Source organism: Peribacillus phoenicis (assembly GCF_047238085.1).
Lineage (GTDB): Bacteria > Bacillota > Bacilli > Bacillales > DSM-1321 > Peribacillus.
The window spans coordinates 247,695-273,198 of sequence record NZ_JBDFMF010000001.1 but is presented as its reverse complement, the minus strand read 5'-3'; the positions used below and the strand labels follow the sequence as shown (position 1 = coordinate 273,198).

Below are 25,504 nucleotides of genomic sequence, written 5' to 3'. Positions count from 1 at the left end.
CATAATAGTGATCATCCAAAAAATAAATTTTTCAAGTACCTTAATAAAAATTAAGATCACTATAAAACTGCAGATATTGCCTTTTTCACTTCAAAAAAACTTGTTGACCTACCGAAAAATAGATGATAGAATTCCAATATTATTTTATAAGCATAATGAATGATTCAGCAGTGGTAGATTATCACTGACGACATTTATTCACAACCGCATACAAGCAAGCGATGAATGCTATGGATGACACTATAGCAGGAGCAGCTTCTGGAGAGACTGTACAAGATGCAGCGCCGAAGGATTCACAATCTCAGGCAAAAGGACAGAAGAGTAACGAATGATAAAATTGTTATTCTGAACCCTTTAAGAGATTGGTATTATCCAATCTCTTTTTTTTATTGTCCATTTTGTGGTTGGACTAAAAACAACAGCTTTAAAACCAATGGGAAAGGCAAGCTGGACGAAAAAATCACGTCCCTCTCTCCAAGACCATGCAGGTAAACTCATTCACTACTAAGACTATAAAAAAACGGGGGCGTAGGAATTGGCTAAACAAGAATTAAAAAGAGATTTAAAAAATAGACATGTACAACTGATTGCAATAGGAGGAACCATTGGCACCGGATTATTTTTAGGTTCCGGAAAAGCCATACAATTGGCAGGTCCTTCTATTTTATTTTCCTATCTGATAATAGGGATTGCCTTGTTTTTTGTGATGAGGGCACTAGGTGAATTGCTCTTATCCAATGCAGGGTATGCATCATTCACTGAATTTGCAACCGAATATGTCGGTCCATGGGCAGGCTTCGTGACAGGTTGGACATATTGGTTCTGTTGGATCATGACCGCAATGGCCGATATCATAGCTGTCGGCGTCTATATACAATATTGGTTCGATATCCCTCAATGGATTCCGGCTCTAATATGCCTGGTCATTCTTTTAGGATTGAACCTATTGACCGTTAAATTATTTGGTGAATTGGAATTCTGGTTTGCCATCATTAAAGTAATCACGATCATCGCCTTGATCATCGTGGGAATCATCCTTTTGATCATCGGCTTCAATACCAATACCGGAACGGTTTCCCTAACGAACCTATGGAATCATGGGGGCATGTTCCCCAATGGCATTTCCGGATTCCTGTTATCTTTACAACTGGTCGTCTTCTCATTTGTCGGTGTCGAATTGGTCGGGGTTTCCGCAGCAGAAACGGCAAACCCGAGAAAGAACATTCCATCTGCCATCAATAAAATCCCTGTCCGGATTTTACTTTTCTATGTTGGTGCACTATTCGTCATTCTCTGCGTCAACCCATGGACACAACTGGATGCCACGAGCAGCCCATTTGTAGAGGTCTTTGCGTTAATCGGCATTCCTGTCGCTGCAGGGATCATCAACTTCGTCGTTTTGACTTCCGCTGCTTCTGCATGCAACAGCGGTTTATTTTCAACGAGCCGAATACTTTATACGTTAAGCAGGAATGGCGAAGCCCCTGCTAAACTGGAAAAATTAAATAAACAGGCTGTTCCGGGCAATGCCTTATTAACATCCACAATCGTTGTATCAATAGGGGCATTATTAAGCAAGCTGATACCGGAACAGGCATTTACTGTCGTGACGACCATCAGTGCCATCTGTTTCATATGGGTATGGAGCATTATCTTGATCTCCCATATCAAATATTCGAAAACAAGGCCTGACCTAAGAGCCGAATCGACTTTCAAGGCTCCTTTTACACCTTTTGTCAATTACGTCATTTTAGGATTATTCCTGTTCATCCTTATTGTTATGCTATTCGCTGAAGCTACACGACTATCACTGCTCTTGACCCCAATCTGGTTCATCCTCTTGGTGATACTATATAACTATCGGAAAAAAAGATAGCTAAAGGAAAAAAGCCTTGAACTCAATATGAATTCAAGGCTTTATCTGTCTTATGAACATATCAGGGTTCGGCTGTCTGCGCACAGTTGCTCAAATATATCAGGCAACTGCATTAAATTTTATATCAAAATAGTGTAAGCTAATATATATTATCGGACCTTTTCCGTCATGTATGAATTTTTCATCCCGGTTTGGTTCACCCATCCATCAGTGGCATTAAAGAATAAACCACCATTGGTGGGCGTTTCACTTTATTTAAAACAGAGGGGGTTGTTTAATGAAGATTATATATATTCTTACTCTAGTTCCTTTTATAGGCATACTAGGATTTCTGCCTTTTGTTAATAAAATAGAACCATATGTATTAGGGATGCCTTTCAATATGTTCTGGATGGCTATGTGGGTGGTCCTTACCTCTGCCATACTCGGCATCATGTATAAGCTGGATCCCAGGAATCGGGAAGGTGACCAGGAATGAATATTGCTCTCTTAATCATTTTAGCATTTTTACTTCTATCGATATTTTTAGGCATACGCTCTTCAAAAGGAAAAGATATGGACTTGGAACAATGGACGGTGGGCGGACGCGGTTTTGGTGCGATATTCGTCTTTCTGCTGATGGCCGGGGAAATCTATACGACCTTCTCCTTCCTTGGCGGCAGCGGCTGGGCTTATGGCAAGGGCGCACCCGCTCTATATGTTCTAATTTACATTACTTTGTCTTACGTATTATCCTATTGGCTCCTGCCGGAAATTTGGAGATATGCCAAGGAAAATAAACTGATGTCTCAATCCGATTTCTTTGTAAGCAAATATAAGAGTCCCGGTTTAGGAATTTTGGCTGCGCTTGTCGGTGTGGTGTCGATGATTCCAGTGATCGTCGTGCAGCTGAAAGGATTGGGGATCATTGTCTCAGAAGCATCTTATGGTGCCATCTCTATGTCTGAGGCAGTTTGGATGGGGGCGATCAGCCTTACCATTTATGTGATGATCTCCGGTATACACGGATCAGTTTGGACAGCGGTCATTAAAGATATCATGATGGTCGCCATAATAGGATTTTTGGGGATTTATCTGCCGATTCATTACTTTGGCGGATTTCAGCCGATGTTTGAAGCGATTGATGCGGCCAAGCCTGGTTTTCTAAAGTTCCCAGATCAGGGACTTAGCGTATCATGGTTCATCTCCACGGTAATATTGCTCGTATTCGGTTTCTATATGTGGCCCCAGGTTTTCAGCGCTGTTTATTCAGCACGCAGCGGCAAGGTATTTCGAAAAAATGCCATTATCAGCCCATTATATACACTCATGCTGTTATTCGTCTTTTTCGTTGGGTTTACAGCTATATTGAAAGTGCCCGGACTCGTTGGGGCAGATGCAGACCTCTCATTGCTGCGCCTTTCGATCGAGACCTTTGATCCATGGTTTATAGGCATAATCGGCGGAGCTGGATTGTTGACCGCATTGGTGCCGGGATCCATGCTTTTGATGAGCGTCGCTACACTGCTCGCGAAAAACGTCTATAAGGAATTTGCACCTGCAGTATCCGATCGCCATGTTGTACGATTGGCAAAGTTCCTTGTTCCAGTCATTGCCCTTATAGCCGTCTACTTCACCTTAAACGGCGGCGAAACGATGTCGGCATTAATTCTTATGGGATACAGTCTCATCACACAGCTTTTCCCGTCCCTTCTCTTTAGTCTGAAAAGGAACAATCCGATCAATAAATTTGGCGCAATCGCCGGCATCATTACCGGATTGGCCATCGTAATCTGCATTACACTCAGTCAATCGACAATAGGGACCTTGTTTCCATCCTTGCCACAAGCAGCGAAAGATTTGAATGTGGGAATCATCGCATTGGCAGTCAATTTCATTGTGATGATGACGGTAAGTCTTGCTTTCAGAAAGCACGCGGTTCAGTTGGAACCTAAATCTGTTAACGATATATGAAGGTTATTTTGGATAATAAACATCGGAAGGCTCAGTCAAAAGACTGAGCCTTCCTTATTATCGACATCCAAAGCATAATGTCCTTTTTCTCAAGATTGATTATAGGAAGTCTCATTTTAGACTATTAATCTTTTCTGTTTATAAACAAATCCCCTATTTTAACTAATAAATACAATGAAAAAATAATCATCAAGGTTCTGGATACTACCAGGCCATCAATAGCTAAGTCATATCCACCTCTTAATAAGGCTTCCGGATTAAAGCAAAAGGTAATCGATATTACGAAAGCTATTAAAATCAGGATAACACCGAACTGAGATCTATTTGACATTTACATTCCGCCTCATATTATATATTTTACAAATAATAGCATTTTTATTGGGAATAATCTACATTTATTGTCAATGGGGATATCTCAGTTGCAATAAAAATCCAAAATAAATAGCCACCCTAATAAAGAATGACTATATATCATGAAATATGAAGCTTTCTCAGTAAAATGCTAATGCTTACGAGCCAAATACTCGAATTTCACGCTTTTACTCGGGAGTTTCATGCGCGTTAAGACTCATTTCCTTTATGCCCCGTACCTTTAATAATCCACTAAAGCCTTCCTGCCATCATTCAATGCTTTGACCATTTCCTTGTATTCCTGCAAATCTTGTTCCAGTTTTTGTTTTCTATTTACAATCATTCTCGTAACCTCTTTAGGGGAGGGCCCGCCTTGAATGCTTCTAATTTCCACAAAATACTCGGGGGAGATTATTTTTTTCCATTCATCTTCTGCTATGTTCACTGAAACGAATTCATTGATGATCTTGTTGATTTCTTGTGTGTCCCAATCATATAGCTCTTTCCCTTCACTAATTGACCGTTTTGCAATTGTACTTGCTATGGAGTGGGCTTTTCTAAAGGATATGTCGTAATCTCTTGATAGGGTATCCGCTAATTCAGTAACCGTTATACAGGATTTTGCGGCCATTTTCTTTGTGTGTTCTTCATTTACTTTCAAAGTCGACATGACGGCATACATTAGTTTCATGACACGTCCTGCATTCGAAAAAGCCCGATATAAATGCGGCTGTAAATCATCTTCCGTATCGACGATATCACCAAATGGTGTATTGTGGATCATATTCATTGCAGCAAGTGCATCACCATAAGCACTGCTTGCAATCGAACGGGAATGTTCAATGGAGACTGGATTTCTTTTTTGCGGCATGATGCTGCTCACTTGAACATAAGGGTCCGCCACATGAAAGGTTCCAAACTCCCTTGTCACATGCTGCAGGAAATCTTGAATCCATCTTCCGGTATTGACCATGCACGTCATGATGGCAGTTGCGGTTTCCAATAAATAATCCGCCCCGCCAATCGAGTCATAGGAATTCTCAATCACCGAATCAAATCCAAGCAGTTCAGCAGTACGGTTCCGGCTGATTGGAAAACCGGTGGTCGTTAATGCGGCCGCGCCCAAAGGGGATTGGTTAACCGTTTCATAGGCTGCCCATAATCGGCCAATATCCCTTTGAAGCACATCATAAATGGCTAAAAAGTAATGTCCCATTGTAGTCGGCTGAGCCGGTTGGGTATGCGTGTAACCTGTAATATAGGTTTCTGTATGTTTTTCAGCCTGCACCAAGAATGCTTCACTCAATTGGTTTGCATAGCCAATCAATTGAAGCAGATGACCTCTCAAAACAAGCCGGTACATCGCAACGCCCATATCATTACGACTGCGGCCGATATGAATCTTTCCTGCAAGCTCATGACCGATTTCCTCACCGACCTTTGCCTCCATCATGAAAAATAAGTCCTCGAATTGGGGCTGATAGGTCAATTGCGCGAGATCTGTTTGAGCCACTTTCCGAATCCCATCAAGCATGGTTTTCGCCTCTTCTTCTTTAATGATCTTTTGTTCCGAAAGCATGATGACATGTGCCCGATGAATATCGAACATTGCATGAAATAAGTAATCTCTTTGATCATTAAAAACAGGCATCAGAAGCTCTCTAGCATAGGTTTTTCCGGGAAAGGCACTACCTTCATTTTTGATAAATTCTTCAAGCCTGCTCATCTTTGAACCTCCGATTTATAAAGCTTTTTCCGCTTTGATTCCAAAAAACTTGTTCGAAATAAAGAGAACGATTACAATCAGCGTGATTTGAATCATCCCATAGGCAGCTGCCTGCCCCATATTGAACATCCGAAGCTGATTCATGATTTCAATGGATATGGGCCTGTTTGAAATTGTGTACAACAGGACCGAGGTCGGGAATTCCCCCACAGATTCGATAAATGCCAATAATGTCCCTGATAAAACACCAGGCATAATAATCGGGAATATGACTTTTCTGAAGGTATAAAACCACTTTGCCCCCAAGTTTCTTGCTGCTTCTTCAATCGAGTCATCCAGCTGCTCCAGAACGGCGTTAGTCGAACGGACAACGAGCGGAATATGCCTGATGAAATAGGCAAGCGGCAAAATCCAAAATGTTCCTACCAATATTTGACCAAAGGAAAAAATGCTAGGTTCATTGAATGCGAATATCAAGTTCATCCCTATGACCGTTGCAGGCAACGCCCAAGGAATCATGACTAGAATATCGACAAAGCTTTTCCCGACGAATTTCCGTTTAACAAGTACATAGGACGCTATGACCCCAAACACCAGATTTGCCAACGTAGCAATAACCGCCATCAGTAAACTATTTCGTAACGGTTTGAAGATATTAGGGTCTTCAAACAAAAGCCGGTAATTTTCCATATTAAATACTGTTGGATATGTTTGAAATGTCCAGGTTCCATCCGGCACTAGTGAAAGCAATAGAATCGTAAAGTGCGGTAAAAGCAAAATAATTACGCCGATGATACCCGTTAAGACCATCACCCATTTCATAAACGGGTTCTTCACTTCACTCCTGTGTGCGCCAATTCCTTTCGAAGCCATGCGATAATCCTTCCTATTCTGATACCAACGCATGAATACTAGAAATGAAATCGAAACGATGGATAGAATGACGGATTGAGTAGCGGCAATTTCCATATCACCATTGATTTTTGAAAAATAAATTTGCAGGCTCAACACCCTGTATCCGCCAGCTAATAAAAACGGGGCACTGAAAGAAGCCATCGATATCATGAAAACAAGTAGAGAAGCGGCAACGATGGCAGGTGTCAATAATGGAAATGTAACCTTCCAAAAAACCTTTAATTTATTTGCACCTAAGTTATAAGCCGCTTCTTCAAGGGACGGATCTATTTTATTGATTGCAGCGGATACGGTCATATAAAAATAAACATACATCGTATAGGCATGCACGATAAGGATTCCCGATACCCCGCCAATCTTGAATGGAACCTTCTCGAGACCAAACAGGTCCTTGATGGCATTTGGAATCAATCCCGATTCTCCATATAAAAACATAAAGGCCATGACCCCTACCAATGATGGAAGGACAATCGGCAAAATCGCTGCTGATGAAAAGAAGCTTCTGCCGGGAAAATCGTAACGGTTAAAAATGAATGCGAGCGGAATGCCAATCAAGGCACTGACCAATACACTCAATAAGGATATATAAACAGAATTCCATAGAGCCTCTAAGTTCGTTTTCGATTCCTGTACGAAGAAGTCCTGATAATTTCCAAGGGATATCGTTCCTTCTTTTTGCAGACTTTCTATAAAGGTCCTCAACGATGGGTAGAGTACATAAGCTATGAGCACCAATGCAACTGGTATAAGGAGCCAAACCGTCAATCTCGTATCACGATTTTTAATCATGGCGCATCACCGCTTATGACAGGGATAAGACGCAGCTGTTTCTCAGGAAGCTGGACATACACTTCCTTTCCTTGATAAAAGTATCCAAAATCATAAGTGTTAAATACGTCGACCCTTAGTAACACGTCTTGAACATCCACCATGACATTCACAACAGATCCAAAGAATTGGACGGAATTTATTTTACCTTTAAAGATATTCTTTCCTTCCTCGGTCACATCCAGAAATCTGATTGCTTCAGGACGAATCGAAACAGCAAAGTCATCATCAGTCTGTAAGATCGAAATTCCTTCTCTAGCTTGATTTGGTACATGCAATTTAATCGGTTGTTCACTATTTTTAAGGGCAACCTCTATATTATCTTGTTGGACTTTTTCGACTTGAACGGGCAATAGATTAATCTCGCCTATAAAACTCGCCACAAAATCATTGGCCGGCCGATTATAAATTTCTGCCGGTGTCCCGACCTGGTGACAAACACCATAATTGAACACAGCTATCCTATCACTCATGGATAATGCCTCAGCTTGATCATGCGTGACATAAATGGTGGTAATCTTATAATCACGCTGCAGCCTTAAGATTTCCACTCTCATTTCATCACGAAGCTTGGCATCCAGATTACTTAATGGTTCATCCAGCAGTAATATTTCCGGTTCAATGACCAGTGCTCTCGCAAGGGCCACCCGCTGCTGCTGCCCTCCGCTTAACTGGCTCACTTGACGATTCGAGTAGCTCTCCAGCCTGACCTTTTGGAGGGCATCCAGCACTCTCCTCTTTAAGTCAGCAGAAGAAACCTTTCTCACACGCAAGCCAAACGCTACATTTTCAAAAACAGTCATGTGGGGAAAGAGGGCATAGTTTTGAAAAACCATGCCTGTATTTCTTTTCTCCGGAGGTACACGCGTCATATCTTTGTCGCCAAATCGGACGACACCTTTTGTTGGATAATAAAAACCGGCAATCATCCGAAGCGTTGTCGTTTTACCGCAGCCGCTTGGACCAAGAAAGGTAAAAAACTCCCCTTCTTTGATGTCCAGATTTAAATGGTCAACAGCTATCGTTTTCCCGAAGGCTTTTTGGACATTCTCTATTTTTATTGACGCCATCCCAACGACACTTCCTTATTCTTTAATTTCTTTATCTCCACTTTTAATATTTTCGTCCCAGTATTTCATCCACTCGTCACCTTTTTCCTCGAATGCATTCCAATCAATATTCATCGCTTTAATTTCCGTTTCCGTGATCCATTCAGGTAAATCCTTCACATCACTTCTGGTCGGAATTCTGTAAAATTCTTCTGCCAATGTTTTTGCGGCTTCTGGTGAATTCACGAACTCATAAAAGGCTTCAGCCGCTTTTGGATGCTTGGCTCCTTCAACGATGGCGATACCTTCTGTCAATACAGGTGTTCCGCTTTCCGGAATGACAAACTCAAACGGATAATTTTTATTTTCCTTCAGCATGACAACATCCGGCATTGCCCAAACGGAAAGTGAGCCCTCTCCTTTGGCTACCTTGTTATACATCATTTCCGGGTTTGCTGAATATTCCTTTGTGTTTTGGTCGAGCTTCTTTAACCAGTCATACCCTTCTTTTGGATCATTTGTATCCTTATACGTCCGATAGATCATAGCAGAAAAAATTGTCCTCATCGTTCCGGAGGCTAGCGGATAGCGGATGATGATTTCATCTTTCCACTTCGGATCAAGCAGCTCATCCCAATCTTTCGGTACCTCGTCTTTTGATAGTTCTTTGCTGTTATACATGATGACTTCCGGTGTCTGGCTCGTTCCCGTCCAATACCATTCCGGATCGTGGAATCCTTCATCGAGACTATCGGAATAGCTAGGCTTATAAGAAGCCAGCAGCCCATCACCCTTTGCTTGATTGAAGTTCGTGGAAGGTGCCCCCCACCAAACGTCTGCCTGCGGATTACTTTTCTCTGATCGAACGCGGTCAAGGATTTCCTGGGACCCCATATCAAGCCACTCAACATCAATACCATACTCATCTTCGAACTGCTTTTCGAATTTAGATAAAATATCTTTGCCATGCGGTGAATAAACAACGATTTTATCTTCCAGATCACCCTTTTTTCCCTTGGCACCGCCAGCATCCGAATTCGTTTTCGTATCTGTACCGTTACATCCCGAAATCAATAGTGCTGCCGATAAGGCCATTACTGAAACAAGCGACTTTTTCCTATTTTTCATTAATACTCCCCCTCATCCCGAAAATTCAAAATGCCATCATGCTCCCTTAAGAATAAGGAAACCGCTCCTAGTACTCCTGCGTTTTCTCCAAGTTGTGAAGTTTTCAATTCTACTAAACTTGGAAGATATCGATCAACGACCTCCTGAATTCTAGGTAAAATGTATTCAGATGAATTTAATACACCACCTCCTAAAATGATCACTTCTGGATTTAGCAAACTAGCCGCATTGACAATTCCGCAAGCTAAATGTTCGATGGCTTCATTTATGACGGCCATTGCAGTCGTGTCTCCTTTTTTTGCTGACAAAAAGGCATCCTCCCCCGATAGTTCGGAAGATTTGGCCCGTTCGAATAAAAGATGAAGAGGATCCTTGAGAACCTCCCTTGTAAAATGACTGCCTATCGACTTTCCTCCTGCGACACTTTCCAAATAACCGTATCTATTGAAAATCGGCTTGAATTCACGCTTCATATCCTCTTTGTCCGTTACCATATATCCCATTTCCCCAGCTGCACTGGAAGCCCCTCTGTATAACTGGTTATTCAAGATAATACCGCTTCCTATCCCCGTGCCAACCGCAATGAACAGCAAATTCCGCTTATTTTGTGCATTACCCAGCCACTGTTCACCTAATGCAGCCGCGTTTACATCATTGTCCAGAAAAATCGGGAAATCAAAATACCGCTTCGCTTCGGCTATGAACGGATATTGTACCCAGCCTAAACTCGGTGCCTCTATTACTAATCCGCTTGCCGTTTGCGTTATACCAGGAATCCCGACTCCCATTCCCAATATCCTGCCTTTCGCAATCTGGTTCTTTGCAATTAACCGTTCCGTTTCAATCGCCATTTGTTTAAGAAGTCCTGAATGTAAATAAGTGTTTGTTGAAAAACTAGTGTCGGCAAGAATGTTGCCGCTTAAATCACTTAAAATGATTTTCACTTTCGTCCCGCCTATATCGACCCCAATGATATAGGCAGCCTTTTCATTAAAAAAGAGCTGGATGGGCCTTCTCCCGCCTTGAGAGGAGGATTCTCCTATTCCTTTTTCAAATACCCATTTCTCCCTTATAAGTTCATCCACAGCCAGAGAAACAGTTGGTTTACTTAGCTGAAGCTTAACGGCGATTTCAGCTCTTGAAATGGGCGAACATTCCTGGATGCATTGAATGATTCTTTTTTTATTGACATATTTTTGATGACTGGGTGTTCTTTTAAAACTCATCACATCACGGCCTTACATCATTTAGTTAGTAAATCTTACTAATTAAGTAAAAATATAACTTAAATATTTTCAACGCACAAGATATTTTTCGAAACATTTAAAATGTTCAATTTTTAATAGTTACTTCGAATCATTTACATTTATAACCATTAATGCTATTTATTAGATAAGTTTTTTCGTCTGGTTAGTTAGAAAATATTACTAACCTACATTTTTTTAGGTGTCTTATAAAGTTGAAGGGGGTTAAAAAATTAATGAAAAAAGCTCTGTTATCGCTGCTTTCCCTTTTGTTGGTTCTTGCATTATTGCCGCTTGGAGGTAGCGCTGCAAATCCTGAGGAAGCCAACGTTGAGTTATGGAATGCGGTCAAGCCGCTCGAGACGACCGTGACATTCTTGAACAGCGGTGCCCATCCAGATGATGAACGCAGTGACTTTCTCGCTTATCTATCGAGAGGGTTAGGGGTGAAGACATCCAGCCTGATTGCAAACCGAGGTGAAGGCGGACAAAATGAAATTGGGGATGAACTGGACAATGCTCTTGGAATCATCCGTTCGAGGGAAATGATTGAAGCTGCGAAAATCACAGGGGTTAAGGCCTATCATCTAAGTGAAACTACCTCAGATCCCATTTATGATTTCGGCTTCTCTAAAACACCAGAGGAAACATTAGAAAAATGGGGCGAAGAACTCACCTATGAACGGCTTATCCGCTTTATTCGGACGTATCAGCCGGATATATTGATGCCATCCTTTCAAAATGATGCTACCCAGCATGGACATCATCGAACAATGACAATCTTAAGTGAACGTGCCTTTAAGGATGCGGCCGACCCAACTGTGTTTCCGCAACAATTGAAACAAGGGCTATCGGTATGGCAAGTGAAAAAGTTATATTTGCCCGTTTCCTCGGCAGATCAAGCAACCACTTCGATTGAAATCGGTGAATATGACCCAATATACAATATGACTTACCCACAGCTTGGAGAACAATCCCGCTATCTGCATAAAAGCCAAGGCATGGGTTCTGATATCCCGGCAGCACCCCGCCAGATTCATCTGGATTTGAAGCAAAGCGCCGTTGATACAAAAAACCAGTCGGACCTTTTTGCAGGTGTACCTTACAATTTTACTGAATGGGCTGAAAAACTCCCCCGCTCAGCTTCAAAATTAAAAGGTGAATTTAAATACCTGCAACGGAATTTGGACGCTGTTATTGCGGCTTATCCAAATGAAAAACGTGTTTTTTCAATATCCCAAAATGCTCTCTCCAATGTTCGTTCAATTACTGCGCAAGTCAAAAAGGCAAAGCTAAGCCCTGCCATTAAGAACGACTTGCTTCATAAGCTCTCATTAAAAGAAGAGCAATTGCAAAACGTCAGTTATGTCTCCTCAGGACTCGAAGTTCAAGCTAAAGCAGCTTCAAAGATCCTGACGAAAGGTCAAAAAACGCACGTAACCGTAACCGTGAAGAATAACGGGAAACAAACCTTGAAAAAAGTCTCTGCAGCATTGAACGTGCCTAAAGGATGGAAGACCAAAACAAAAGCTAAAGATGTCAATCTGGCACCAAATAAATCAGCGACAATGACCTATCTGGTTGAAGTCCCTGAAGATGCAGCCTATTACCATGCCTATGATCAATCAACCATTACGACCAGCATTTCTTATAAATACGGCAGCACAAAAACTTCCATCAAGGAGGAAGTGGATGGAACGATCGCTGTCCTTCCCGACGTTGGCCTTACCCTATCTCCTGAAGATATCGTCGTAAATACAGCAGATGTAAAAGAGGAAGTCCCAGTGACGGTAACCTTGAAAAACTATACAGAAGGAAAAGCATCGGCAAAGGTCGCTTTAAAAGTCCCTGAAAATTGGGGAGTTCATCCCCAAAATGCCACTGTATCATTTAAAGAAAAATCAGAAGAAAAACAAGTGAAGTTCACCCTCAGACCACCGAAGACAATACAAAATGGTGAATATCAGGTGAAGGCAGCTGCTACTGTCAATGGGAAAACCTTTGATTCGACCATTCAGGAAATTTCCTATGACCATATCGGAACATTCTATTACCAATACCCAGCAGCTATCAATACCGTTGCATTCGAGCTTTTGAAGCCAGCTTCATTAAAAGTGGGGTACATTGAAAGCGGATTCGATAAAGTGGCAGATTACTTAAGCAATGCAGGGCTGAACATTACGAAGTTAACTGCAGCTGATTTAGCTGAAGGTGATTTAAGTCAATATGATACGATCGTTACAGGCATCCGTGCCTATCTATCAAGGGAAGATTTAAAGGCAAATAACGCGCGCTTACTTGAATATGTGGAAAACGGCGGTCATCTCGTCGTGCAATACCATAAACCGGGTGATGGTTGGGATGCCATGAAGACTGCTCCATATCCTCTTACCCTCGGGAATCCTTCCATTCGCTGGCGGGTAACCGATGAAAAAGCCACGGTAAACGTGTCGAAACCAGAATCAGCGCTTTTTAACTATCCAAATAAAATAACAAGCAATGACTGGAGCAATTGGGTCCAAGAAAGAGGATTGTATTTCCCAATGGAATGGGATGAACGGTATGAGACATTCATTTCCATGGCTGATCCAAATGAAGAACCATTTGATGGCGGAATCCTCATGTCCAAATACGGTAATGGCACCTACCTCTACACTAACCTTGTGCTATACAGGCAAATTCAAGGACAGGTTCCAGGCGGATATCGAATCATGACGAACTTGATTAGTTACGGTACCAAGTAAATAAAGAAGAAACCTATGCATGTGTAGAATGCATAGGTTTCTTCTTTTTTTGATGTTTGCCAATTGAAGCCATCGCCTGACCGATTCCTGCTCTAAAAACCAAAAAAGTTATGCACAAAGTCGAGGGAAAGGCTCATGCGTTTGGGTTTCCCCTCATTTCCCGCATTCCTTTGTCCACACTTTATGCACAACTTCATTCATGATTAACCATGATCTTTTATAGACATCCAGTTAAAGCACTTTGCTCAAGAATGCTTTCGTTCTTTCGTGCTGAGGGTTACCGAATAATTCATTCGGCTCATTTTCTTCCACGATATACCCTCCATCCATGAATATCACCCGGTCCCCGACTTCCCGGGCAAAGCCCATTTCATGCGTAACAACGACCATTGTCATGCCTTCTTTTGCAAGTTGTTTCATTACCTCCAAAACATCGCCGACCATTTCAGGGTCAAGGGCCGAAGTCGGTTCATCAAATAGCATGATCTTCGGATTCATCGCCAATGCCCTTGCGATTGCGACCCGCTGTTTTTGTCCGCCGGAAAGTTCCCCTGGATAGCTATTTGCTTTTTCCTTTAGACCAACCTTATCCAATAACTCAAGCGCTAACCTTCTCGCTTCTGCTTTATCGGTGGCACGAATTTTAATAGGACCCAAGGTTATGTTCTCCAAAACGGTTTTATGAGGAAATAGATTGAAATGTTGAAAAACCATTCCAACTTCTTGCCGGACTTTGTTTATATTGATTTTCCTTTTAGGATCGGTTATATCATGTCCGTTAATGACCACCTCACCGCCCGTAACTTCCTCAAGGAGATTCAGGCAACGAAGGAAGGTACTCTTTCCAGATCCAGAAGGGCCTATTACGCAAATTACTTCCTTTTCCTGGACTTCTGCGTTGATATCTTTTAAAACCTCGACAGTTCCAAATGATTTTCTCAGGTTTTTTACAGTAATGATGCTCATCGAACTTGTACCCTCCTTTCTATGAAATTAGCAATTAGGGTTAACAAATAGATGATGATAAAGTAGATCACACCAACTGCCAGCCAAATCTTGAATGCTTCAAAGGTTGCCGAAGCCTGAATCTGACCTTGCTGGGTTAAATCGGCTATACCAATGACCGATAATAGAGAAGTGTCTTTCAAGCTGATGATCGATTGGTTCGTAATGGTAGGGAGCATCCTCCTGAAGGCTTGCGGAAGCACGACATATCTCATTGTTTGAGTTCCAGTGAACCCGATGGATCTTGCCGCTTCCGTTTGTCCTTTATCAATGGATTGTATCCCTGCCCTTATTATTTCAGCAAAATATGCCCCTGCATTGATTGCAACGGTAATTATACCAGCTGTTGTACTGTCCAAAGAAATCAAATTCAGTGAATTCACACCAAAATAGATAAAAAATAACTGAACGATGAACGGTGTCCCTCGTATCGCGTCCACATAAACCTTTGCAATCCAGTTCAAGATTTTGATGGGGGCAAGTCGCAGCAATGCGACAAGTAAACCAATCAAAAAACCTAGGATAATGGCAATCACAAAGATATAAAGTGTCACCTGAAGTCCTTTTAATAAAATAGGCAATGCCGCAACAATTATATCCATTTCTTTCACCCCTTTGAAAAAGAAAGCGCGCCATAAGCGCGCTTATTGAGCTTTAATCTATTGTTTATTCACCAAGATACGTTTTTATAATTTCATCATACGTGCCGTCTTTTTTAAGATTGGCAAGACCATCATTTATTTTCTTCAATAAATCCCCGTTTTGCCCTTTCAATACAGCAATTCCATATTGGTCACCATTCAAACGGTCACCTACGATTTTCAACCCAAGATCTTTTTGGGCGATCGCATAGGAGATAACCGGGTAATCTTCTATAAGGGCATCGGCGTTGCCGTTGGCCACTTCCTGGAACATCGCTGGACTATCATTGAATTGAACAACTTTAATTCCTAGTTTCGTAGCATTATCCTGTGCATATTTAGCACCGGTTGTCCCTTTTTTCACTGCTATGGTTTTTCCTTTAAGATCTTTAACAGTTTTAGTACTTGTATTCTCTTTTTTAACAACTATCGTTAATCCTGCATCAAAATACGGTGTTGAGAAATCCACTACCTTTTTTCTTTCCTCTGTAATGCTCATTCCCGCAATGGCCACATCAAGCTGATTGGCTTGCATAGCCGGGATGATTCCGCCGAAATCCATTGGAGACAATTTGATTTTAAAATCCTGGTCTTTTGCGATTGCATTGATCAATTCAATATCAATGCCTTTATATTCGTTCCCCTCTTTAAATTCAAAAGGAGGATAAGTCGTATCCACACCAACTTTATATACCTTTTCAGGTTTCTTTTCCTCACCTGCATTTTTTTCTTCATTGGTGCCACAAGCCGAGATAAAGATAGTTAGAATCAAAAACATACTAAGTAAACCAAGTTTCTTCATTCAAATCACTCCAATTCTTAAATTATACGTGATAATAAATAATTCTCCCTATAATATAGCATAAGAACAAAGTATTATAATATGAATTTTTAGAATAAATATTATTTTCTCCAAATAATTTTTATGGATGTTTTTCCTAATATTGTTTCAGTGATGGAAAATAAAAAGGATATGGAATCCTTCACTATAAAAACAGCCGATCATGCCTTTAAAGTTGTTTTTTACCAGATTCAGTTTTGAAACCCCCATTAGGAGACAACCCTTTAAGATCATTGGAAGCTTGATTATCGATTTTAGGCCCTCCAATATGTTCTTCAGAAGAAATATAAAAAAGAGCCTCGATTAACAAACTGAAATCGAGGCCTTCTAATCAATAAATATAGATTCTAGACTAGGTCTAGTTAGTCCTCGTCGGAAGAGAACGAAAACGTGGATGCTCAGCAAGGATAGAGCCTCTCATTTGTTTAATGACAGGATGTTCTGACGAAAAAAACTGATCCTTAGAATCGTAAAGCTCGATTATTTCTCCTTTTTCCAGTACACCCAAAGTATCAGAGATTGAATAGGCCGCTTTAATATCATGTGTAATAAAAAGATAAGATAAGCCGAAGTCTTTTTTCAACTCACTTAATAATTCTAAAATTAGTGTTTGATTAACCATATCCAGACTGCTTACGGATTCGTCTAAGACGATTAGCAGTGGCTTAAGAGAGATTGCTCTAGCAATATTAATTCTTTGCAATTGTCCACCGCTAAATTGGTGTGGGTATTTTTTCAAATCCTTTTCACTTAGGCCCACTCTTTCCAATAACTCAATAACCGTTCTTTTTTGTTCGGCTACGGTTAGTTTTTCATAGTTTCCTAATGGCTCGCCTATAATACTCTCGGCTGTCATTCGTGGATTGACAGATGAATACGAATCCTGAAAGACGACTTGTAGATCTCGGCGTATCTTTTGTCGAGTAAGCTTATCAGCCGTATAGATATCATGCCCTTGAAACAGAACCTGTCCTTGCTGTGGACGTTCTAAGCCAAGGATCACTTTTCCTAATGTACTTTTTCCAGCTCCACTCGTGCCAAGTAGTCCTAAACATGTTCCTTCGTCTATAGAGAGGGAAATGTCAGTGAGTACTTTTTTAGAATGCTCTTTCCATTTAAAAAACGCATGAGAATTATAGCTATGAGTTACTTCTTTTACTTGTAATAAACTCATTTGTTCACCCCTCAAAAGAATGCAATCTATATATCACAACATATGGGTGATAGGTTCTTCATGGTTTAAGATAAGGCGGGCATTTAGCAGTTTCTTTGTATACTCATGCTGCGGATTATCAAATAATTCAAATACATTTGCAGTTTCTACAATTCTGCCATGTTGCATAACGACTACATCATCTGCCATTTCAGAAATGACTCCTAAATCATGAGAAATGAGTAAAATGGATGTTCCATATTCAGAACGAATTTTATCCAAGTGGCGAAGTACTTGTAATTGGTTATGAACGTCGAGTGCAGTTGTCGGCTCATCAGCAATAATAACGGTAGGATTTAAACAAGCAGCCATCGCAATCATCACGCGTTGAAGCATACCTCCACTCAATTGAAAAGGGTAGCTTTTTAATAGTTTCGCGGGATCTGGCAGGTTTACATTTTGCATCGCATCGATGGCAAGCTCTTTTGCTTGTTTTTTATTCAATGAGGTATGAGACCTAATCGTTTCGATAAATTGATTGCCAATTGTAAAAACAGGCGTAAATGCATTCATCGGATTTTGCATAATAAAGGCAATATCCTTGCCGCGAATTTCACGTATTTCTTTATCGTCTAAACCATTCAATTCTCGTCCTTGGAGGGTAATGCTACCTTCAATGGTCGTTGTTCTCCGATCAAGAAGCTGTAGAATGGACATACTCGTAACGGTTTTACCACTCCCACTTTCCCCAACAAGCCCCAGTACCTTCCCTTTTTCCAGTTCAAAATTAATATCCTGAACGAGGGTGGAAGCACCATCTTTTGTTTTTACTTGTACATGTAGATCGCTCACTTTTAATACATTCGACCGTTCTGTTCCCAATCTTCTCATTCCTTTTTATTAACGACGTTTGACTCCAAAACGTTCTGATAGCGCTTCGCCTAATAAATTGAAGGTGACGACAACGAGCATAATCATCAAACCTGGATATAGCATTAATTCTGGATTCGTCCGAATATACGATTTCCCTTCATGAATCATTGCTCCCCATTCTGGTGTAGGGGGTTGCACACCTAAACCTAGAAACGACATGGCCGATATATCCATGATGGCCCAACCCATTTCTAATGTACCCATAACAGCGAGCGGCGGAAGAACATTTGGAACGATATGTTTCTTTATTATCTTCCATTGAGAAGAACCGCTTATTTTAGCTGCCGTTATATAGTTTTGTTCTTTCAGACTAAGTACCATTCCTCGGAAAATTCTCGCATAATACACCCATTGCACAAACATCAATGCTAAGATGACCTGTTTAAGGCCAGGTCCCAAAATACCAACAAGTCCAAGGATGAGCAAAAGATTCGGAAATGCCATAACACCATCACAAAGTCTCATTAGCACCTGGTCCACCCATCCACCTTTATAACCAGCAATGGTTCCAACAATCAAGCCGATGCCTAAAGATGAGATAAAGATTAATGTGGCAAATCCTAACGAAATGCGAGCTCCATATAAGATGCGTGATAACGTACATCTTCCTAAATGATCGGTTCCCAATGGATACTCAAAGGAAGAGGGCTGTAGTTTATTAGCTAAATTGACAGCAATAGGATCATTAGGTGCAATCCAAGGAGCCAAGATGGTAATGATAAATAGAAAGCTCAATATTATCGAACAAAGGACAATCACTTTCTGACTTTTCATCATAATACGAAGACTTGTTATCATTGACGTTGCCCTCCTTTTTTGGAGATGCGTGGGTCGATACACATTTGAATAAGGTCAACAATCAAGTTGCTAAAAATGAATAGTCCCGCTGCTAAAAGCACATAGCATTGAATGACCGGAACATCCCGATTAAAAATAGCTTCGATAAAATAACGACCAAATCCTGGCCAGGAAAAGACCGCTTCGACGATAATGGTTCCAGTCAGCAGCTTTCCTAAATTCATCCCTAGACCAGTAATCATAGGAGATATGGCTATTCTCAATACATGTTTTCCCATAATGACTTTTTCATGAATCCCTCTTGTGCGAGCAAAAAGGATATAAGGTTCCTGTAAATTTTCAAGAACGCTAGCACGTAACAATCGAGTATACAAGGCTATTAATGGCAAAGCTAAAGTAACGGAAGGGAGAACCAGATGTTGCCAAGTCCCGATTCCTTCAACAGGGAACAGGTCGAGTTTAACAGAAAAGAAAAAAATCAATAAATAACCAAGCCAAAAAGAGGGGATGGATGCCCCGAAAAAAGAGAGAAGGCGACTAAAATGGTCAATAACACTGTTTTTCTTTATGCCTGCCAAAAATCCAAGAGGGACACTGACCAGGATAGCTAATATGATGCTACCTAATGCTAACTGAATGGTCGCTGGCATTCGATATGTAACCTCGTCCCAAACAGGTTTATTCGAAAGATAAGATATGCCAAAATCAAATTGGCATATCTTAATAATAGAGTTTACATATTGAACATGGAGGGGTTGATCTAAGCCAAACTCATGTCTTTTCTGAGCCAATATCTCATCTGTAGATTGGATATGTGCTGCAGATAAATATGCCTCAGCTGGGTCCACGGGTGAAAGGTGAATCATTCCAAACGTTAGAAGAGTGGCCAAAAGAAAGATGGGAATAATGGCCATAATTCGTTTCAAGATATAAGTGCCCATGAAAACCCTCCTGTAACTTACTTCTCGATGCTAATTCCTGTGAATGGATGTTCATCCCGGTTAGCAGGGAATGTAAAATTAGATACATCTTTTTGGTAAACAGCTATTTTCTTAATATAAGAAATAGGCACAATCGCTCCTTGGTCTTGCAGTGATTCCAAAATAGTTGAGTAAAGTTCTTTGCGTTCTTTTTCATCTGTTGTTCCAGGAACATCTGCAATTTGTTTTAACAACTTATCTCTGTTCGGATAAGATGAAATGGCTTCGTTAAAACCAAATCCTTCTGAACCAACGATGTTTACGAAAGTATGTGGATCATATGGAGCGCCATAGTTACTAAAGAAATTCAATTCAAAATCATTAGCTTTAAATCTTTCAATTTGTACCGTAAGCTCAACTCCAACGATATTTAATTTAACACCTAGTGCCGCCCACTCAGATTGTAATGTTTCGGCCATTGCTTTTTGAATCGATTCTGCAGAGTCGTACATTAACTCGATTTCAAGCGGTTTTCCGTCCTTCTCACGAACGTTTTTTCCTTTTGGAAGCTTCCATCCCGCTTCATCTAATAAAGCTTTTGCTTTTTCGACATTATAATCAATCGCTGTTACATCAATGTCTGAAGTATACGGGAAGTTTGTCGGTAAAATGAAATCTGCCTTCTCTTCCAACCCAGAAGTAACTCCGTCAACCATTGCTTTTTTATTAAATCCATATTGTAACGCTTGACGAACACGTAAATCTGAAAGTTGTTCTTTCTTCGTATTCATAACTAGTTGTCTTGTCGCAACCGGATCAGAAATACTAGTCTCATAGGTTCCTGTTGTTTCTAATTGTTTGAAAGCATCTAGACTGATAACGCCTTCACCATAAATAAGGTCTAGGTCACCTTTTTCAAAAGCAAGAACTCGGGTTTCAGCATCAGGAATGATCTTGACTTTGATTTTCTTTACTTTAGGGAGTTCACCCCAATAATTTTCATTGCGTTTGAAAATAGCATATTCATCTGCTTTATATTCTTCCAAAATCCACGGGCCTGTACCGATTGGTTTTGTAACACCTTTAGAAGTGTCACCATCTTTAGGGAACCCAGCATCACCTAAGAAACGGACTGGACGAACAACGGCTAACTCTTGAATAGTAGGATAATATGGCTCCTTTAATGTTAGTTTAAACGTGTTTTGGTCAATTACTTCCGTTTGATCCACTTTCGGAATAAAGCCCAACCAACTATGTAAATCAACATTTTTCAATATAGTATCAAAGTTCTTTTTCACAATTTCAGCATTAAAGCTCGTACCGTCAGAAAATTTCACATCTTGACGGAGGTTGAACGTATATTCCTTCCCATCCTTGGAAATTTCCCAAGATTCAGCCAAATGCGGCTTCAGCTCTCCTCCATCTTGGTAGCTAACCAAAGGTTCATATATCATTGATGTAGCGAATAATTGAGAAGGATTATAAACATGCGGATTCATTTCACCTATATCCCTTGGCCAAGCCAAAGTAAGCATGTCTTTACTGTCTTTATTTGAAGTTGAATTTTCTTTTGATTCATTTGTACATCCAAGTAAAAGCGTTGATAAAATTAAAACGATTGCGGATATAAATAACACTTGTTTGCTTTTTCTTCTTTTTGACATAACATTGGTGCCTCCAGTACCATATTGAGAATCATTTTCAATTCTAATGAGTAACTATATTATTGTCAATATAATGTCGAAATTCTTGAAAGATATAAATATGTTTTGTTAGAAACATATAAACTCAAAATCCTTTTCTGTGGTGATGCTGCTCCAAATAATTTATACTACGTCCCAACAAGCCTTCAAATGCCCCACGCACCCGTACGTCCTACCATGCCTCCTGACTATAAAAGATTCTATTAAAGAAGGTCAACCAGTAATTTTTACTGGTTGACCTTCTAATACGAACTCCCCGTTCGATTTGTGATCGAATTAAGATTCGTTGATTTGTACTAAAGCAGCAATATTGCGATAGGTGCAGTAATAATTAACGTGATGAGCGTCCGTTCAAACCAGATTACAATCAACTTCGTAATGCTGATTGGGATTTCGGTTGATAGGATACAAGGGATCGTCGCTGAAAAGAACAATATGGATGATACAGATACCACGGCAATAATGAACTTAGTTACCAGAGGTGCTTCTACTACGAGAAGCGCCGGCAGGAACATTTCTGCAATTCCTATAGCTGAAGCTTTTGCAGCCAAAAATGGTTCAGGTATTTGCAATGCCCAAGTAAATGGGTAAAAAAGATAGCCAAGTAAATTAAATACTGGAGTATACTCCGCTAATACAAGGCTAATGAGACCAACCGATAAAATGGACGGCAGAATGCTCATTGTCATAAGAAAACCGTCCTTTAAGTTATCCCATAAATTTCTGCCAAGACTTACGGAATTGTTTGCTCCAACCATCGCACTATACCAGGCATTTTTGAGAAGTCCTTCTTTGATAACCTCTTCTGGATCGGCATTATCCGAATAATAATCGTCACTCATTTTATTTAATGGCCAAATACGTACGGTAATGGCAGTGACAAGGTATGTTATCCCTAAAGAAACCCAAAAGAAAAGAGACCATATGTCCATAAGCCCGAGAGTTTTTGCTACAACGATCATGAACGTTGCTGAAACGGTTGAAAAACCAGTTGCAATAATAGCGGCTTCTTTAAGCGTGTATTTTCCTTCTTTATATAGTCGATTCGTAATAAGCATACCAATGGAGTAGCTTCCTGCTAAATCGGCGACCATATCAACTGCTGAACGCCCCGGCGTTTTAAATATCGGCCTCATGATTGGCTGCATCAGTACACCCAAAAATTCGAGAAGCCCGTATCCAATGAGAAGCGCCAAAAATAGAGCACCAAAAGGAACGACAAGCCCTACAGGTATGACAAGTTTTTCGAAAAGGAAAGGACCCATACTTGGGGCCATTAACCATTCGGGCCCAATCTTGAAATATATTAAGATCGCAACAACAGCTCCTATTACTTTTAAAAAGGAAAAAACTATTGATACCTTATCCTTGCTCCAACTTTTTGAAATAAATGGATAAACAGCTCCTAATAGAATGACAATAAGAGCATAAATAGGAACGGCTGACGGCAAGGTTACTTTGATCCATGTTACTATATGATCAATTGGTATGCTTGAAACACCATTTATGGTAATAGGAATAAAAAACATAAAACTTCCTATTAAACTATATACTATAAACTTCAGTATATTAGTAGTTGATTGAATTTGCGGCTTCTCTTGTTTCGTATTTGTCGCCACATTTGGTGATCCCATAATTATTCCCCCTATTATATAATACCCATATCCGATCCTCGTGCATTGTTAGGATTCCCCAGAGTTTCACCCTCTTCCAGCTCTTATTGAGGATTCGAAGCAAAACACTTCCAGTTTTGTGCCGCTTTCCAATCCCGCCTTACACCGCCATCTGGGTGCTCAGCTATATTCCGGTCGTTCATTAATATGGGAAGTACTGTCTTTTGTATGCAATCCTGTTCCTTCATAAAGTCGTTATTCCATTTATTGTATCCGCTTTCATTTTGATAGACCTCCTCGTTATTTAACATTCATTGTATACTGAAAATTCTAATAATAATTTTATTTTTTGATGATTATTTTATAATTTATTTACAAAAATTCATCTTCTATTGTTCATTTTATAATCTATATTAAATTAGAGCGAAATTTAATAGCAAAATGCTTGGTTTTGAAACTTAAACTGATTGTATGGTCTATTAAACTTGGGCAGATGAAACTCAATGGAATTCTCAACGATCCGCCCCTTTTTTTGCATAAGAAAAAGAGCCCTGAACGTTATTTTAAACAGTTCTCTTTTGCTTCTTACTCCCTACTTGTAAAAAATAGTTTTTTTACACTTACGTTTATTTAATTGTTTAATTGGGGAAATATAAATTTAATCGATGATGACTTGAAAACTAGGATGGATATGATGAGAATTAAGGTAAAAAAAATAATATATTACCTGATTAAATTAAGAGGTAGAATCTTTATACCATTTGCCATTTTATACATATTAGTTGCTGCGTATGTTGCTTTTTCTATTGAGCCACAGACGTTCGAATCATATTTAACCTCAGTTTACTGGGTTCTTACAACGCTTGCTACGGTTGGTTTTGGGGACTATGCACCGGTCACCGATCTTGGAAAAGCATTTACCATTGGTCTTTACATCACGGGTATTGGGCTTGTTAGTCTTTTTATTGGAAAAATCATTAAATCTGTATATCTTATCGAAAAACGTAAAGTTGGTGGAAAAATGAAATATACAGGTAAAAATCATATCATTTTGATTGGTTGGAGTGATAAGTCAAAATCAGCACTCCAAGAAATTTTAAAATCTGATGAAACCATTGATATTGTAATCATTGATAACTTGGAAAAAGCTCCTATGATGGAGGAGCGTCTGTTTTATGTACGAGGGGATGCCACCGATGAAGAAACATTACTCCGTGCAAATCTGCCTAAAGCAAAAGGCGTTATCATTTTTGCTGACCAAATAACACAAGATAATTATGCTACAAAGGATCCGTTACTTGTCGATGGAAAGACATTATTAGTTGCCACTGCCATAACGGCCATTGAAGAAAAAACAAATACGTCCATCCATGTCACAGCCGAGGTGATCAATCAAAAGCATATTCGTTTATTCGAGCGTGTAAAGGTGGATGAGTTTATTCCTACGCAAGAAATGATTTCCCACGCAGCAGTACGATCATTATTTTCTCATGGAGTCACCCACATGTATTCAGAACTTATGAGCACGAAATATGAGGAAACTATGTATGAGATTCCTAAACAAGATGAATGGCTAACCTATCGTGATGCGTTTATAGATCTTCTTAACAAAGGAGCCACACTGGTAGCGGATCGTGGTGATCTGAACATAAACCAAAAATTAGATGCACGAATTCCTGATGATGCACAGCTTTTCATTATTTGCGATAAAGAGACCATTTCCCAAATAAATTCAAATGCACACATTAGAAGCAGAAATCTTTAGGGATGCTATAATAGCATCCCTCAGTTTGTAGACAAAAGGGTTATATCTAAAAGTTAAAAATAAGTCGATTGGAGCGGGTGTAAAGCGCGTCTAGGGGAGACCCCGCAGGCGCAAAAAGCCGAGGAGGCTCCCGGACCGCCTGCCCTACGTTCCAATCAACGTCCAAATTGTACAAGCAATAATCTCAATTTTCTTCGAGTTTGCCTAAAAATAAGCATTCTTAATTGAATAGGCTTTAAAACAAAAAAAGAACCTTCAATCAATGATAGATTAAAGGTTCTGTTGTTTTTAATTTCAATATTGCTTCAGTATCCAAAA

General features: G+C 40.1%; 21 protein-coding genes and 1 riboswitch. Of the genes, 5 read left to right on the top strand and 16 right to left on the bottom strand.

All coding sequences use genetic code 11. The features are described from left to right. The first annotated feature begins 248 nt into the window (after positions 1–248). Positions 249–327, top strand: a riboswitch (glycine riboswitch). A 208-nt stretch (positions 328–535) separates the two neighbouring features. From ABC374_RS01305 to ABC374_RS01295, 3 genes are all read left to right on the top strand, one after another. Beyond that, complete coding sequence (locus tag ABC374_RS01305) at positions 536–1,876, top strand: amino acid permease (protein ID WP_413015365.1); 1,341 nt, start codon at positions 536–538, stop codon at positions 1,874–1,876. Positions 1,877–2,153: 277 nt separating this feature from the next. Continuing rightward, entirely contained in the window at positions 2,154–2,354 is a 201-nt protein-coding gene (locus tag ABC374_RS01300) for a DUF3311 domain-containing protein (protein WP_048685209.1), read from the top strand. Further along, the gene (locus tag ABC374_RS01295; RefSeq protein WP_413015363.1) at positions 2,351–3,829 is read left to right on the top strand and encodes a sodium:solute symporter family protein; all 1,479 of its coding nucleotides are present in this window, start codon (positions 2,351–2,353) and stop codon (positions 3,827–3,829) included. Before ABC374_RS01300 ends, ABC374_RS01295 begins: the two co-directional genes overlap by 4 nt. 124 nt (positions 3,830–3,953) lie before the next feature. Here ABC374_RS01295 and ABC374_RS01290 read toward each other — a convergent pair whose 3' ends face one another. The 6 genes from ABC374_RS01290 to ABC374_RS01265 form a co-directional block, all read right to left on the bottom strand. Further along, on the bottom strand, positions 3,954–4,160 hold the full coding sequence (locus tag ABC374_RS01290) for a hypothetical protein (RefSeq protein ID WP_413015361.1): 207 nt from the start codon (positions 4,158–4,160) through the stop codon (positions 3,954–3,956). 261 nt (positions 4,161–4,421) lie between these two features. Continuing rightward, positions 4,422–5,906, bottom strand: coding sequence for an argininosuccinate lyase (argH, locus tag ABC374_RS01285; RefSeq protein WP_413015359.1), 1,485 nt, complete (start codon positions 5,904–5,906; stop codon positions 4,422–4,424). Between the two features lie 15 nt (positions 5,907–5,921). Beyond that, positions 5,922–7,610 (bottom strand): ABC transporter permease, encoded by a 1,689-nt coding sequence (locus ABC374_RS01280; RefSeq protein WP_413015357.1) that lies wholly within the window; start codon positions 7,608–7,610, stop codon positions 5,922–5,924. Beyond that, on the bottom strand, positions 7,607–8,719 hold the full coding sequence (locus ABC374_RS01275; protein ID WP_413015355.1) for an ABC transporter ATP-binding protein: 1,113 nt from the start codon (positions 8,717–8,719) through the stop codon (positions 7,607–7,609). Before ABC374_RS01275 ends, ABC374_RS01280 begins: the two co-directional genes overlap by 4 nt. A gap of 15 nt (positions 8,720–8,734) precedes the next feature. Further along, entirely contained in the window at positions 8,735–9,826 is a 1,092-nt protein-coding gene (locus ABC374_RS01270; protein ID WP_413015353.1) for an extracellular solute-binding protein, read from the bottom strand. Further along, positions 9,826–11,052: an ROK family transcriptional regulator gene (locus ABC374_RS01265; protein ID WP_413015351.1), complete on the bottom strand. Its 1,227-nt coding sequence runs from the start codon at positions 11,050–11,052 to the stop codon at positions 9,826–9,828. Before ABC374_RS01265 ends, ABC374_RS01270 begins: the two co-directional genes overlap by 1 nt. A gap of 254 nt (positions 11,053–11,306) precedes the next feature. On the opposite strand from ABC374_RS01265, the gene ABC374_RS01260 reads away from it, so the two are divergent. Continuing rightward, on the top strand, positions 11,307–13,814 hold the full coding sequence (locus ABC374_RS01260; RefSeq protein WP_413015349.1) for an NEW3 domain-containing protein: 2,508 nt from the start codon (positions 11,307–11,309) through the stop codon (positions 13,812–13,814). Between the two features lie 231 nt (positions 13,815–14,045). On the opposite strand, the gene ABC374_RS01255 is transcribed toward ABC374_RS01260, so the two are convergent. The 10 genes from ABC374_RS01255 to ABC374_RS01210 all read right to left on the bottom strand — a co-directional run bounded on the left by ABC374_RS01255 (position 14,046) and on the right by ABC374_RS01210 (position 23,732). Beyond that, positions 14,046–14,780: an amino acid ABC transporter ATP-binding protein gene (locus tag ABC374_RS01255; protein ID WP_101224851.1), complete on the bottom strand. Its 735-nt coding sequence runs from the start codon at positions 14,778–14,780 to the stop codon at positions 14,046–14,048. After that, positions 14,777–15,421 (bottom strand): amino acid ABC transporter permease, encoded by a 645-nt coding sequence (locus tag ABC374_RS01250; RefSeq protein ID WP_076370951.1) that lies wholly within the window; start codon positions 15,419–15,421, stop codon positions 14,777–14,779. The genes ABC374_RS01255 and ABC374_RS01250 overlap by 4 nt, the downstream gene beginning before the upstream one ends. A 64-nt stretch (positions 15,422–15,485) precedes the next feature. Continuing rightward, the gene (locus ABC374_RS01245) at positions 15,486–16,262 is read right to left on the bottom strand and encodes a transporter substrate-binding domain-containing protein (protein ID WP_352925014.1); all 777 of its coding nucleotides are present in this window, start codon (positions 16,260–16,262) and stop codon (positions 15,486–15,488) included. A gap of 397 nt (positions 16,263–16,659) precedes the next feature. Then, positions 16,660–17,475, bottom strand: coding sequence for a nickel import ATP-binding protein NikE (gene nikE / locus ABC374_RS01240; RefSeq protein WP_413015345.1), 816 nt, complete (start codon positions 17,473–17,475; stop codon positions 16,660–16,662). 33 nt (positions 17,476–17,508) lie between these two features. Next, on the bottom strand, positions 17,509–18,336 hold the full coding sequence (gene nikD / locus ABC374_RS01235; protein WP_350301177.1) for a nickel import ATP-binding protein NikD: 828 nt from the start codon (positions 18,334–18,336) through the stop codon (positions 17,509–17,511). A gap of 18 nt (positions 18,337–18,354) precedes the next feature. Next, positions 18,355–19,185, bottom strand: coding sequence for a nickel ABC transporter permease subunit NikC (gene nikC / locus ABC374_RS01230; protein WP_413015343.1), 831 nt, complete (start codon positions 19,183–19,185; stop codon positions 18,355–18,357). After that, positions 19,182–20,126 carry a nickel ABC transporter permease subunit NikB gene (nikB, locus tag ABC374_RS01225; protein ID WP_413015341.1) on the bottom strand — a complete coding sequence of 315 codons (945 nt, stop codon included), beginning with the start codon at positions 20,124–20,126 and terminating at the stop codon, positions 19,182–19,184. The genes nikC and nikB overlap by 4 nt, the downstream gene beginning before the upstream one ends. A gap of 17 nt (positions 20,127–20,143) precedes the next feature. Continuing rightward, a complete protein-coding gene (gene nikA, locus ABC374_RS01220; protein WP_413015339.1) occupies positions 20,144–21,769 on the bottom strand; it encodes a nickel ABC transporter substrate-binding protein in 1,626 nt (541 codons plus the stop codon). A gap of 335 nt (positions 21,770–22,104) precedes the next feature. Continuing rightward, positions 22,105–23,442 carry a YjiH family protein gene (locus tag ABC374_RS01215; RefSeq protein WP_413015337.1) on the bottom strand — a complete coding sequence of 446 codons (1,338 nt, stop codon included), beginning with the start codon at positions 23,440–23,442 and terminating at the stop codon, positions 22,105–22,107. A gap of 83 nt (positions 23,443–23,525) precedes the next feature. Next, on the bottom strand, positions 23,526–23,732 hold the full coding sequence (locus ABC374_RS01210; protein ID WP_413015335.1) for a hypothetical protein: 207 nt from the start codon (positions 23,730–23,732) through the stop codon (positions 23,526–23,528). A 380-nt stretch (positions 23,733–24,112) separates the two neighbouring features. Between ABC374_RS01210 and ABC374_RS01205 the strand changes: the two genes are divergently transcribed. Further along, positions 24,113–25,186 carry a potassium channel family protein gene (locus ABC374_RS01205; protein WP_413015333.1) on the top strand — a complete coding sequence of 358 codons (1,074 nt, stop codon included), beginning with the start codon at positions 24,113–24,115 and terminating at the stop codon, positions 25,184–25,186. Positions 25,187–25,504: the final 318 nt, after the last annotated feature.